Below are 13307 nucleotides of genomic sequence, written 5' to 3'. Positions count from 1 at the left end.
CCTGTACGCACCTTGCACTAACCTTGAATCAGCAGGTGAGACGGGTACTTGACGGAGTCAGGAGAATGTTGTGGGGGTCGAGTTCGCCGTGCTCGGCGACGTTCGCGTCCAGGTCGACGGACGGGATCTCGACATCGGGCACGCTCGCCGGCGGACCGTGCTCGCCATCCTGCTCGTCGAGGCAGGTCGGATCGTGACCGCCGACCAGCTCGTCGACCGTGTCTGGGGTGAGCATCCTCCCGTACGGGCTCGACATACGCTCTACAGCTACCTGTCTCGGCTCAGGGCCGTGCTGGAGGACGACGTCGCGGGATTCGACATCGCTCGCCGGGACGGCGGGTATGTGCTGCACATCGACACCGAAACCGTCGACATGCACCTGTTCCACAGCCTTCTCGGACAGGCTCGCGGAGCGGCGGAAGGACGGCGAGCGCTGGCCCTGTTCGACCGTGCCCTTCGAATGTGGCGAGGCGTGCCCTTCGACCGGCTGGACAGCCCGTGGCTGGCGTCGGTGCGCGACCGACTGCGGGAAGAGCGGTTCACCGCCGAGATTCAGCGTTACGACGTCGCACTGAACCTCGGGATGCACACCGAACTGCTGACCGAGCTGACGACCGCGACGGCGGCGAACCCGTTCGACGAGCGGCTCGCCGGTCAGCACATGCTCGCCCTGTACCGATGCGGACGCCGGACAGAGGCATTGACGCGGTACCGCACGTTTCGTACCCGGCTCGTGGCGGAGATAGGCGTCGAACCCGGCGATCAACTGCGACGTCTGCACCAGCAGATGCTCGCCTCGGAGGTACCGCCTCCTCCCGCCGAACGGCGAACGGTGGAGGTCTGGGAGCCGGTGCCGCGGCAGTTACCGGCACCGTCCCCGTGGTTCGTCTCCCGTACTCGCGAACTCGGTCTGCTCCAGGACGCACTGAACGCCGCCGCGGGCATCGTCGTGGTGACGGGGACCGGCGGGGCGGGCAAGACGTCGTTGGTGCTGCACTGGGCGCACCGCGAGGCCTGGAGATTCCCGGACGGACAGCTCTACGCGAACCTGCGCGGTTTCGACCGAGTGGGCAACCCGTTGCCTCCGACGGATGTGTTGCAAGGTTTCCTGGAAGCACTCGGCGTGCAGCCAGAGCAGATCTCGGCCGGTCTGGACGCGCGGGCCGCGCTGTACCGCAGCCTGCTGGCGGGCCGACGAGTGCTCGTGGTGCTGGACAACGCCTACGACGCCGAACAGGTCAGACCTCTGCTCCCCGGCGAGGCGAACTGCCTCACGGTGATCACCAGTCGGGACCGGTCTTCCGGCTTGGTCGCCCATGAGGGGGCGGTGCCCGTTCCCTTGACCGTGCTCGACGAGACCGAAGCCGTGTCGCTTCTCACCAGGCGATTGGGACCCGACCGGGTTGCCGCCGAACCCGACGCGGTGGCACGGCTCGTCGCGCACGCCGCACGACTTCCATTGGCCCTGGCTGTGGTGGCGGGCCGCGGCGTGAGCAACCCGGCGTTCCCGCTGAGCGCGCTCGCCGGTGAACTGCGTGACGAGCGAGCGCGGCTGGACGCGCTGGAGACAGACGACACAACGTCGGGCGTGCGAGCGGTGTTCTGCTGGTCCTACCGCACGCTGAGTCCCGAAGCGGCCCGGTTGTTCCGGCTGCTGAGCCTGCACCCCGGCCCCGACTCGGACCGGTTCGCCGCGGCTTCGCTCGCCGGGATCGACCTGTCGCACACCCGCACGCTGTTGCACGAGCTGACGCGGACGCACCTCGTGGACGAGCACCGCCCCGGCCGCTTCCGCTCGCACGACCTGCTCCGCGCGTATGCGGCGGAACTGGCCGAGCTGGAGGACACCGAGCACGACCGGAGAATGGCACTGCGACGATGCCTCGACTTCTACCTGCACACCGGGTTCGCCGCCGAACGGCATCTGGCACCGCACTGGCCACCGATCGAACCCACCGCAGCGCAGGACCACGTCCCGCACCTGCCCATCACGAACTACCACCAGGCCATGGAATGGCTCACCGCTGAGCACGACACGCTGCTGGCCGCGACGGCTGAGGCAGTCCGCGCAGGCCTGGACGTGCACGCATGGCAGTTGCCCTGGGTGCACAGCACGTACCTGAGCAGGCGAGGATATCTGGCGCACCGCGCCGAGTCGCAGCGCACGGCACTCGCAGCCGCCGACCGCCTGTGCGACGACGACGCCCGGGCCTCTTGTCACCACCTCCTCGGCAGAGCCGAAATCCTGTTGGGCAATCAGGACGAGGCTCTCGAGCACCTGCAAAGCGCCCTCGGCCTCTACATGCGCCTCGGCGACACCACCGGTATGGCCATCACCCATTTCTCCCTCAGCTCGGCCTACGACCTGGGCCAGCGCCACACGAGGGCACTGCTGCATGCCCGCCACGCGCTGCGGCTGTTTCGCGAGGCGAGCGACCACGTTTGGGAGGCGTTCACCCTCACCGCCATCGGCTGGTGCCACGGCAACGCAGGCCACCACGCGCAAGCCCTCGCCCACTGCATCGAGGCGAAACCACTACTGGACCGGATCGGAGACCGAGACGGCACCGCCCACAACCTCCACTGCCTCGGGCGCGCACACCACAATCTCGGCCAGTACACCGAGGCCGCGCGGTGCTACCGCGACTCGCTCGTCCTGTTCCGCGAACTGGACAGCCCTTACCTGGAGGCGAAGAGCCTCAACCACCTCGGCGATGCATTGCAGGCGGCGGGTGACCATTCCGGAGCGTTCGAAGCATGGACCCGAGCGCTCGATGTCCTCGAACCGCTGGCCCACCCTGACGCCGTCGAGGTCGAAACCAAGCTCCTCGACGCCGGTGTGGGCCGGTAGTCGATATACCGAACTTACATCTGAGGCCACCTGCGAAACTCGAACAGGATGAACCCGGTGCGCTTCCGGCCGCGCACCGTATGATCCGCCGCGCGGGTGTCGGCTCCTTCCCACGACCAGCGACCGCACCGCGATCGCCTTTGCGGCGTCTGCACGGCTGTCGAGGACAGTGGCTCGGCCTGGACCCACTTGTGTCCCGGCGATTTCATGGAGAACACCCTGATCTGGTCGGCCGGGGCGCAGCTGATGCAGGTGACCAATCCCGATCTCCCGATCCCACACTGTGGGATCGGCGCCTGGAGACACGCACGCTCCGAAGGCCGCATCCTCTACCACGGTAGGTTTCGAGATGCCACTCCGTCGGGTTCCGCGAGATCTGTGATATTCGTTACGCCCAAGAGGCGCGACGGTTCGATGATGGAGGGGCTCGATGAAACCGCATTACGTGTATCGGTGGGTCAACAATCACGGGTTGATCCGCCTGTTCAATACGATACTGCTCCGTCGTGGTGATCTGTTCGCTCGGTTGATCGGCAGCGCGGAGGGTATCGAGAATCCGTACGGTCTGATCGAGGAGATGCGCGGGGAGGGTGGGTTACACCGTGCCCTTCCGGTATGGATCACCTTCGATCACGATATGGTCCGGGAAATCCTGCGCGACAACCGTTTCGGTGTCGGGATACCGACCGTATTCGGTATCCCGCAGCCCGTGCTGAGCGCGCTGGAGCATCGGCCCCTCCCACCGAATCCGGTGGACCCGCCGTCGATGCTGGTGATCGACCAGTCCGAGCACACGCGGATGCGCAAACCGGTCACCGCAGCATTCACCCCGCGGGCCGTCGCCCGACTGCGTGACAGGATCGAGACGGTCACCGAGGAACTGCTCGCTGCCCTCCCCGACGACGGCCCCGCCGACCTGGTGGCGCGGTACGCGGCGCAGGTGCCCATCGCCATCATCTCCGAGATGCTCGGCTTCCCGGACTCCGACCGCGAGATGTTCTTGCGCTGGGGTGACGACATCAGTCCGTTGCTCGACCTCGGGATCTCCTGGCAGACGCACCAGCGGGCGATGGAGTCCTCGGAGCGAGTGCACCGGTATCTCATCGAGCACGTCGAGCGACTCCGCGCCGAACCCGGCGACGATATCCTCAGCAGCCTGGTCACCGCAGGCGAACTGTCCACCTACGAACTGTGCGCGTCGGCGACCCTGCTGATGGCCGCAGGCTTCGAGACCACGGTCAACCTGATCGGCAAGGGCATCATCTGGCTGCTCCGTCACCCCGAGCAGGTGGACCGGTTGCGCGCCGCGCCGGAACTCTGGCCCAATGCGGTGGAGGAGATCCTCCGGATCGATCCGCCGGTGCAGACCACCGCTCGCACCACGCGGACAGCGCTGGAGATCGGTGGTGTCCGGTTGCGCGAGAGGTCGACCGTGGTGCTGTCGCTGGCCGGCGCGAACCGCGACCCCGCCGTGTTCACCGACCCGGCCCGTTTCGACATCACCCGGGACAACGCCAAGAATCATCTGTCCTTCGGCAGCGGTGCCCACGTGTGCCTGGGCGCCGCTCTGGCCCGTATGGAAGCGACGCATGCCCTGCGCGCGCTGTTCGAGGCGTTTCCGAACCTGCGATTGACCGATCCGCCTACCCGGAGGCCGCTGTTCACCCTGCACGGTTACGAACGCCTTCCCGCACACACCGGTCCACGCGTCCGCAGCCACCAGCCCATTGGCTGACTCGTTGAACTCACGCAGGTCGGTGGTGTGGGAGCTGCCCGGGCGGGCGGCAGCACGTTCAGCACGGCGGCGGCCAGTGCCCCAGGTCGCGAGCGCGGAGTCGTGACGTCACCCTCCCGGTAAGGGAAGGCGCAGTTCTGTGACGGCGATGCGGGCGGATTCGGCGATGGCGGCGTCGACAACAGGCAGGTGCGGGTCCGCGCGGGCGGCCCGGGTGAATATCGCGACCGCGACGGGGTGCTCGCCGGGAAATTCGACGACCGCTACCTCGTTGCGGATGACCCCGATTGTTCCGGTTTTACCTGCGACCGACACACTGCGGTAGGGGAATCCGGCAGTGACGCGGTGCGGCCAGACTTGGTGGCGACAGCCAGCCCCCCGACCCCGCGGGCGATCTAGCGCCGCGACTGTCCCTCAGCGTGACGAGCCGGAATCGCGCGGCGCCCACCCGCGGCCGCCTGCCCTCGCGGCCGCGGGTGGGCCGCGGCTTCCAACCCGTCACGGGTCTTGCGGGCGACATCGCGGCGACGGTCTTCGCCCAGCGCGAGTGCCGGATCGAACGTGGTTGGCTGCGTTGGGATGCGAAGGCGTCGGTGCGTCGATGATCATGGCAATCAGGCCGGTCACCCATCGTTCGCCGGGCGTGGCGCAGGCGTCGTGCCCTCGCGTCGAGGCGTCCAGGCTGACGAATGTGGTGTGTTCGGCGGCTTCGGCGGCCATGACGGTGTTGAGTTGGCCGGTTTCGGCCCGCAGATAGCTGGCGTCGGCCGCCCAGAGCGGATGGGTGCTGCGGCCACTGTCGAGGCAGATGGCCGCGGGGTAGCCGACGAGGACGATCGTGATGTGGGCGGCGCGGCGGCGGATCTATTCACCTGTACGTGCGGGGCTGGTAGTGCGCTGATGAAGGCGCGCAGGTGCCCATCGACGCAGTCTGGTTTGACGATCGAGCTGAGGTGACCGGCATCGGCCACGATCACCAGCTCGGCACCGGGTATCCGGGCGGCGGCGCGCACCTTGTGTCGCAGAGGAATCATACGGTCTTCGGCGCCCGCGATGACCAGGACCTGTGCGCGCCCGAGAGCCGAGAGGCCGGCGCTGTGGTCACAGGTCGACACATCGGCCAGCAATGACAGCAACGTCATCGTTCGCAGGGAAGCAATCAGCCTGCGGGCCCGGCGTAGCGAGACGAATGGCGTGCGCCTGCTCGGCGCAGTCCGGCCTCCGGCGAGTTCGGGGTGTCGGCGTTCGCTGGTGTCGGTGAGCAGGCGACGCAGCGGGGGTATCCCCCACCAGAGCATCCGCACCACCGGACCGACAACGAAATCAGGTAGGCGCAAGGCGATTCCACCCCATCCTCGCGCAACACAGTCCAGGAGTGCTACTCCGGCCACCTGGCGTCCGAACAGCTCTGGACGCTGTTCGGCCAAGGCGGACACCGCCATCCCTCCCAGTGAGTGCGCGACGATCACTACCGGACGCTCGGATGCGATAGTGTCGATGACCGTTCCGATATCACGCCCTAGCTGCGCGACCGTCGCACGGCCGGTCACCGGTTCGTCGGAGCGGCCGTGCCCACGGTGGTCGAACAGCACGATGCGGCCCAGGTCGGCGAGAGTCGCGCGCTGATGGCCCCAATAGATCAAGCCGGTATTGATACCGTTGACGAAGAGGAGGGTGTGCGGACCGGCCGGGTCTCCGTCGAGTTCGACATGCAGTCCGACGCCGTCCTCGGTGATGATCCGCATCTCATCCATGCCGAGGATTATGCGTCAAGTTTCGGATTGCTTGTACGCCAGCGTTATTCGTCCGAAGGTTGTTGACATACAGGGGGACTTACTGTGGCGCAGGGGTCGGCGTTGATAGTGCATCTGACCGATGTTTTCGCGCCCCGCGTCGGGGGCATCGAGGTGCTGGTCGAGTCCCTGGCTCGCGCACAGACCGCTGTCGGCGAGGAAGTTCACGTGATCACCGGGACCGTCGGCGGCAGCGACTCGGAACTGCCCTTTCAGGTCCACCGGGCACGCCGAATGACCGACGTGCGCGGCATACTTCGGCGACTGCGGCCCAGTGTCGTGCACATTCATGTGAGTGTGGCGTCACCGCTGGCGGTCTACTCCGCGCACCACGCGCTTCGGTTGTGTATCCCGCTCGTGGTCACGGTGCACAGCATGTGGGATCCTCCGGTCCGGGCCTGCTACAGCCTGCTCGGGCGGCTGGCGGGCTGGCACGACGGCATGGTGTTCACGGCGGTGAGTACAGTCGTCGCCGATCAGGTCGGGCGTGCGTTGTCCAGTACTCCCGTCGTAGTGCCCAACGCGGTGGCAACTGACCTGTGGGAGGTGCCGTCCACGAGTGGCACTGGTCTGCATGTCGTTTCGGTGGGCAGGCTGGTCACGCGCAGGCAACCGTTGAAGCTGCTCGAGGTCCTTCGGCTGGCGCAGGACCGGCTGGCCGGTGAGGTGCGGGTGCGCGCCACGATCGTCGGCTCGGGCCCGCGCCGCGGTGCGATGCTCCGTTATCTGCGCAGGCATGGCATGGCCGAGTGGGTGCGATTGGTGGGTTCGCAGGATCATCGGGCGGTGCGCGAGATCTTGGCGTCGGCGGATGTGTACCTGAATGTCACCCGCCGCGAGGCCTTCGGATTGGCGACTTTGGAGGCTCGAACGGCCGGTGTTCCAGTGATCGCTCGATCCGGCACCGGCGTCGCGGATTTCGTCGAGGACGGCCGCGAGGGCCTGCTGGGCCGCTCCACCGAGGACCTCGTCACCGCACTGGTATCGCTGGGCCGGCGACGGACGCTGCGCGATCGCATCAGCGCCCATAATCGAGCCGTACCCCCTGCCGAATTCAGTTGGCCTGTCGTATTGGATCGGCTGCGTACCTGCTACGACGATGCCGCACGGCACGTCACCGCCGCGGCCAACGGGAAGGACGCGCTCGGATGATCTCGCCGACCCATGTCGCCCGCATCGGGTGGAGCAACGTCGAACATTTCCGAAAACGGTTCGTCAATACGACGATCAGCGGTCTTGCTCATGACCTCTCGCGGGCCGTCCGGCTGTTGCACCGGGATCCGCCGACGCGTACGGTGCCTGCCCGCGCCGAGCGCGTGGTCATCACCTTGTCGACTGTGCCGCACCGTGTGCAGTACCTGGGTCCGGTGCTGCGCAGCCTGCTCGACCAGACCGAACCCGCTGATCGGTTGGTACTTACCTGGCCGCGGCACTCGCTACGCACGGGTGACCCTTACCCGCAACCGCCGGCACTGCCGTCGGGTGTGAAGGTGCTGCGGTGTACGGATCTGGGCCCAGCGACAAAACTGCTGCCCACGCTGCTCGCCGAGCCGGACGCCGTCATCGTGGTGGTCGACGATGACGCGATCTATCCGGATACGTTCGTCGCGGATCTGCTCGCGGGGCATCGCGCGGAGCCGAAAGCCGCTGTGGGAGTGCGTGGATCGAGCGCGTGGTTCGACCGCGATCCACGCTATTCCGGACATGTATGCGGAACCGCGGTGTCCGAGGCCACCCCAGTCGATGTGCTGATGGGTATGTGGGGATATCTGATCCCGCCCGGAGCGCTGGACGACGATGTCCACGATTTCGAGGGCTGGCCGCCGGAAATGCGCTGGCAGGACGACGTTTGGATATCCGGGCACCTGGCGCGCCGGGGTGTGCCGCGGTTGGTGATACCGATACGCGGGGTGCCGATCGAGGCGGCGGGCGCGTTCGTAGGCGCGCTGCACCACACAGTGAACAGGTCCGGCCGTAACGAGGCCGTCGCCCTCAGCACATTCCGAGACCAGTGGGGACCGTCGGCAGAATCACGGACGAGGTACCGTTCGGGTCACGAATGAGCTCGTATGCGGCCGGGTCCGGCTGCCGTAAGTAGCGCGGAACCGCCGCGCCGCATACCTGCACGCGCAGCCGATGTCCGGCGGCGAACCGGTGCGCGATCGGCCACAATTCGACCCGGATATCGTCCTCGTCGGTTGGTGGCTCGCCCCGCTGTACGCCTTCGCAGATGTTGAAAGATCGCCCACCGGGATGAACGTCGCACACGCGCACGACGACATCGCAGACGCCATGCCCGCGCGGCGAATGTGCGGTGGCTATGCGCAACCGAAGCTCGGCGACCACCGTTCCGATGATCTCGAGCGGTGCGTCAAGCGGGTCGCTGGTGTATGTCAGCAGGTCGGGCCGACTTTCGATCTGCCGACAGTCCTGTGGCCGCGAGAACCCGACGATCACGGGACCACGGGGAGCGGGCGTGGGGTCCGCAGGGTCGTATCGGAAATGATCGCTTCCCGCCTGCTCAGCAGACACACGCGACAGCCGCCCAGACTCACGCAAATGCCATCGTACGAGACTGGTTCCGGGTGGAGGCCACGAAACGTATTCGCGCCAGCGCCGGACTCCGGTGACGAACAGGCGAACGGGCCCGCGAGACGAGCGATCCTCGCTTCCACGCAGGTGGGTGTCGAACCACTGCCGGGCCTCACGATTCGCGACGACGAATTGGCGGAGGTTGTAATGCCCCCATGGTCCGATAGTGAGTCGCGGCGCACCACCGGCCGCACTCAATGCGACATAGTCGCGGACGAGGCCCGGCAGGAAGATGTCGTACCAGCCGCCGACGAGATGCACCGGTATTCCGGCGCACTCCGCGGGTGCGCGAGCGTGGTCGAGAAGTTCCCGCAACGGGCTGCCCGCGCCGATGTCGGCGATCACGGCTTGATAGAACGAGACCGTTCGACCGCCGGTCAGCACATCCAACTCCGCGGCCGGGCGCCCCGACGCGATCGCCCGGCGCGCTCGACGGGGCGCCCGCAGCGCGGTGATGAAACTGTGATTCGAACACCAGATCAGCACGGACTCCAGCGCAGTCGAACCGCCGGTGAAGATCGTGTCCGCAACCGATGAGGCCGCGACATGAACTGAAACAGCGAGCAATTCGGGGATGTCCGCCGCGATAGCCCAGTGCGCGAACCCCATCGCGCTCATGCCATGCAACGCCAACCTGCCGTCGAACCACACCTGACCTCGAAGCCACTCGATCGTCGCCAACCCGTCGGCACGCTCGGTGCTCAGCGGCAGCACATCCTCGCCCGAACGGCCGTCCTGCACCACCACCTGAAATCCCGCGCGCGCGAAGTACAACCCATAGATGACGCCAAGCGGTCGGCGTCCCATAGGGGATCGCACCAGGATGGTCGGTCCGGGTGCAGCCGACGCACGGTAGTACCGGTCGGCGAGCAGGCGTTCACCATCCGGCATCGGGACGGACAGGTCTCTCTCAATCCGCAGGTCAAACATTCCGCTGTACAAACCATTCCGTGCCGCAGATTCGTCGGAACAGCGGCATCGGTAGCCGCCCCAACAAGCGCAGGGTGCGCAAGCCGTCACCGCCACCCGCCTGGCTGGCATGGGCCATCATGCTGGCGCGCTTGACGCTCGCATGGCGTCGCACGTCGACCCGGTGGGTGATGTCCGCGCCGGGGACAAAGCTCGTGCTGAACCGATCCATCGCTACCCCCGCGGGCAACAATCCCACAGCATGTATCAAGCGCAATACCCGCAGTAGCTGATCGCGATCGACTGTCGCCTCCAGCAACAACGGTGTGGCGGCCTGCCGCGCCGCCGCCGCAACCACCCGATTAACCTGCACGTGATCGGGATGCCCGTAACCTCCGGATGAGTCATAGGAAGTGACCACACCCGCCCGCTCCTCGATCAAGAGGGCGGCAAGCCGCTCGGCCGCTTGGGCGACAGGGACGCCGCAGAAGCCGCCTGGCACATGACCGTCGAGTCCGGAATCCGCGTACCCGAGGAATTCCACCCGGTCGCATCCCAGGACCGCGGCTGATGCCAACGCCTCCGCCTCGCGACGCGCTGCGAGCTGCGGACCTGGTGGCGAATCCGCGAGTCCCGCGGCGCCATCGGTCGCGAACACGACGACGGTGCGCCGTCCGGCCTCGCTGACCCTGCGCATCGTTCCCGCCGTCAACAGTGATTCGTCGTCGGGATGGGCGTGCACGAAGACCCAGGGCGTATCCGGCGCGCCGAGGCACTCGACAGCGGTTCGGGATGTCACGGTTCGCGCCGATCCCGTGCGTGATTCTCCGCGGCATCCAGGGCCACAGCCTCGGCCGGGGTGAGTGCGGACCCGCCGAGATGACGGGGTTGCCACCACTGTCCCGTCCCGGAATCGGGATACTCCCGCTGTGCCCGGTCCAAAAGATCCTTCATACGGTCATGCAACTGGATGGTGACGTAGTCAGGGTTGTCGTCAGCCGCGGGGAACATCGGCTCACCCACGATCACCGTGAGTGGTAGACCCCGCTGACCGAGCTCACGGTGGTGGGTGGTCCACAGCCGCTGCGTGCCCCACACCGCCACCGGCACCAGCGGCACCCCGCACCCTGCCGCCAACCGTGCTGCTCCCGTCCGCAACCGCTGGACGGTGAACGATCGCGCGATCGTCGCCTCCGGAAACACCCCGATGAGCTCCCCTGCGGCCAGTGCGGCGGCCGCGGCGCGGTAGGCCTCGCCATCACCGCCGGAACCCACCGCGATGTGCCGCATACTGCGCATCGCAGCGCCATATACCCGATGGTCGAAATGCTCCCGCGTCGAGAGGAACCTCGCCACCCGGCCCACCTTGTCCGCAGCAAGCGCGATAGCGAAAGGGTCCAGATACGACACGTGATTGCTGGCCACCACCACACCCCCGACAGGGGGCAGGTGTGATTCATCGACTATCCGAGTCCGCAGGCGCAATACGCGCTGAGCGGCCTTCACCATGAAAACCGCGAAGGGATAGACGATTTCATCCACAATCCGAATCTAGCCCCTACGAGCCGGTACCGAGTGTGCTGGGGTCGTGCGATCGCTGACGCCGGACGGCTATCGCCGTACGGACCTGACTCGGCCTGCGGCGTCGGCGGCTCATCACGCCGGGGAGCAGGTCGGTGCGGCCCGGCCGGCGCAGTCAGGTACTCACCGGCGTGACGCGGCAGCCGCGGTGCCGCGCCCACGCGCGGGAAGTGGCGATTACTGCTTGCGTACGACCAATTCCAGCGCGATGTTGTCCGGGTCGCGGAATTCGAGAATGTACATGGGACCGAGGTCTTTCACTCCCGCGTGCGCGATGCCGAGTTCGTCGAGCAAGGCAGCCGCCGAATCGAGATCCGACCGAGTGGCGAGGGTGAAGGCGAGGTGGTCGAGTCCCACTCGATCTTCGTCGAACTCGTCGCTGGCGACGGGGCGAAGTCCGAGCAGCGCATCACCCATCTGGTAGATCACACCGCCGAAGAGGAACCCGAAGCGCGCACGGGTGTCTTCGTCCGCGTCCACGGGACATTCCCAGGCGATCGGCCATCCGAAGACGGCGTCATAGAAGGCCCGGGATCTGTCGATGTCGGTCACTGTCAAGCGGACATGGTCGAACGAACTGGTGGCGATCGGCATGATCGAGATCCTGTCATGATCGCCCGGCTCGGTTCAGGCGACCTGTCTTCAGCGTCCTCATCCGCGTTTCTCACGCTGACCTCTGCGTTGATTTTTCCGGGGAGGTCGCTGCGCCGGTGCTTACCGAAGTGCGGCCGCAATGGTGTCGACTCGGTTGGTCCAGACCAGACCGGTGAAACCAGCGGGGATTCGGCCGAGGGCTTCGGGAGTGTCGAAGCCCTCGGAGAACCCGCCGGATCCGGCGACCAGCACGATCCGGGCGTCCGCGTCGGCCATGCGTTCGGCGAATCGGTGCGGCCAGCCCCACAGCCAGGGCGCGTAGCCTTCGGGAATATGCAGTTGGGTGTGGCGGCAGGCGCCGGGGGCCGCGCCGGTCCATCCGAGGGCCTCGTACCGGCCCAGGCAGTCGATCATGATCTGTTTGGACATGACGCGCATGTCCGGCAAGCGCTCATGGACGGCCGCGACCGGTTCGTCGCCGCCGTAGACGGTGAGCCGGTCCGGTTTTTCAGCGGCGAGCCGATCCGCCAGGGCCGCACCCTCGGCGGGGTCGTTGCTCTTGATGTGGATCAGCAGCGACTGGGTGGGGAAGGTGGCGAGCACCTCGTCGAGCGTGGGCATGAGACCGACGCCCCTCCCACGGAACGGGTAGGTTTTGCCGCCGTCGGCGGTATAGCCGTACCCGATATCGAGTTTTCGCAGCTCATCCATGGTGTGGTCACGGGTGGTGCCGGTGCCGTCGGTGCGGCAGTCGAGCGTCCAGTCGTGGAAGACCGCGAACTCGCCGTCGGCGGTCCAGTGGACGTCGAACTCGACCTGATCCGCGCCCGAGTCGAAGGCGGCCTGAATCCCGGCGATGGTGTTCTCCAGATAGTCGTGCACCGGCGGATTGATACGCGAGGCGGTGCAGGTGTCGGCATCGACGCCGTCCATGGCGAAGGTCTGCGCCATTCCGCGATGTGCGAGCACCAGCGGCCTGCCCTCGGGCTCGGCCGCGAGCAGCGTTGTGTTGTTGGCGAACAGGAACCCGGCCAGCAGCGCGATCACTGTGACGGGCATCCAGTAGCGCTTCTTCTTCCAGCGGCGCTGTGGGGCGGCGAGCGATACATTCTCGGGCTCGGGCATGCCGGGTATCCTTGCACGTCTGTGACGCAACCGGCGAGTGCGGACCGAAGGCCGGGCGACATTGTGCGCCTTGGCTTTCCAGATCATTGGAGCGAACCGGCCTGGGTCTTTTGCGGGGCTTGGCCTG

The 13307-nt window shown here is 66.8% G+C and carries 11 protein-coding genes and 1 pseudogene; 5 read left to right on the top strand and 7 right to left on the bottom strand.

Features of this window, described 5'->3' with window-relative positions:
- The first annotated feature begins 70 nt into the window (after positions 1–70).
- Positions 71–2851, top strand: a complete 2781-nt coding sequence (locus tag K8O92_25045) for a tetratricopeptide repeat protein (protein UAK31093.1) — start codon at positions 71–73, stop codon at positions 2849–2851.
- Positions 2852–3281: 430 nt separating this feature from the next.
- A complete protein-coding gene (locus tag K8O92_25040; protein UAK31092.1) occupies positions 3282–4586 on the top strand; it encodes a cytochrome P450 in 1305 nt (434 codons plus the stop codon).
- A 108-nt stretch (positions 4587–4694) separates the two neighbouring features.
- Here K8O92_25040 and K8O92_25035 read toward each other — a convergent pair.
- Positions 4695–4946, bottom strand: a pseudogene (locus K8O92_25035) (class A beta-lactamase-related serine hydrolase).
- Positions 4947–5005: 59 nt separating this feature from the next.
- Here K8O92_25035 and K8O92_25030 point away from each other — a divergent pair.
- The gene (locus K8O92_25030; GenBank protein UAK31091.1) at positions 5006–5191 is read left to right on the top strand and encodes a hypothetical protein; all 186 of its coding nucleotides are present in this window, start codon (positions 5006–5008) and stop codon (positions 5189–5191) included.
- Positions 5192–5209: 18 nt separating this feature from the next.
- On the opposite strand, the gene K8O92_25025 is transcribed toward K8O92_25030, so the two are convergent.
- Complete coding sequence (locus K8O92_25025; GenBank protein ID UAK31090.1) at positions 5210–6340, bottom strand: alpha/beta fold hydrolase; 1131 nt, start codon at positions 6338–6340, stop codon at positions 5210–5212.
- Between the two features lie 108 nt (positions 6341–6448).
- On the opposite strand from K8O92_25025, the gene K8O92_25020 reads away from it, so the two are divergent.
- The gene (locus tag K8O92_25020; protein UAK31089.1) at positions 6449–7531 is read left to right on the top strand and encodes a glycosyltransferase family 4 protein; all 1083 of its coding nucleotides are present in this window, start codon (positions 6449–6451) and stop codon (positions 7529–7531) included.
- Positions 7528–8442 (top strand): hypothetical protein, encoded by a 915-nt coding sequence (locus tag K8O92_25015; protein UAK31088.1) that lies wholly within the window; start codon positions 7528–7530, stop codon positions 8440–8442. The genes K8O92_25020 and K8O92_25015 overlap by 4 nt, the downstream gene beginning before the upstream one ends.
- On the opposite strand, the gene K8O92_25010 is transcribed toward K8O92_25015, so the two are convergent.
- From K8O92_25010 to K8O92_24990, 5 genes are all read right to left on the bottom strand, one after another.
- The gene (locus K8O92_25010; GenBank protein ID UAK31087.1) at positions 8372–9862 is read right to left on the bottom strand and encodes a CocE/NonD family hydrolase; all 1491 of its coding nucleotides are present in this window, start codon (positions 9860–9862) and stop codon (positions 8372–8374) included. The two genes, K8O92_25015 and K8O92_25010, sit on opposite strands and share 71 nt — an antisense overlap.
- 31 nt (positions 9863–9893) lie before the next feature.
- A complete protein-coding gene (locus K8O92_25005; protein UAK31086.1) occupies positions 9894–10679 on the bottom strand; it encodes a PIG-L family deacetylase in 786 nt (261 codons plus the stop codon).
- Positions 10676–11422 (bottom strand): 1-acyl-sn-glycerol-3-phosphate acyltransferase, encoded by a 747-nt coding sequence (locus K8O92_25000; GenBank protein ID UAK31085.1) that lies wholly within the window; start codon positions 11420–11422, stop codon positions 10676–10678. The genes K8O92_25005 and K8O92_25000 overlap by 4 nt, the downstream gene beginning before the upstream one ends.
- Before the next feature lie 216 nt (positions 11423–11638).
- Positions 11639–12055, bottom strand: coding sequence for a VOC family protein (locus K8O92_24995; protein UAK31084.1), 417 nt, complete (start codon positions 12053–12055; stop codon positions 11639–11641).
- A gap of 120 nt (positions 12056–12175) precedes the next feature.
- On the bottom strand, positions 12176–13180 hold the full coding sequence (locus K8O92_24990; protein ID UAK31083.1) for a glycerophosphodiester phosphodiesterase: 1005 nt from the start codon (positions 13178–13180) through the stop codon (positions 12176–12178).
- Between the last annotated feature and the right edge of the window lie 127 nt (positions 13181–13307).

The organism is Nocardia asteroides (assembly GCA_019930625.1).
GTDB classification, from domain to species: domain Bacteria; phylum Actinomycetota; class Actinomycetes; order Mycobacteriales; family Mycobacteriaceae; genus Nocardia; species Nocardia sputi.
This window is presented reverse-complemented; position numbering and strand designations above follow the sequence as displayed.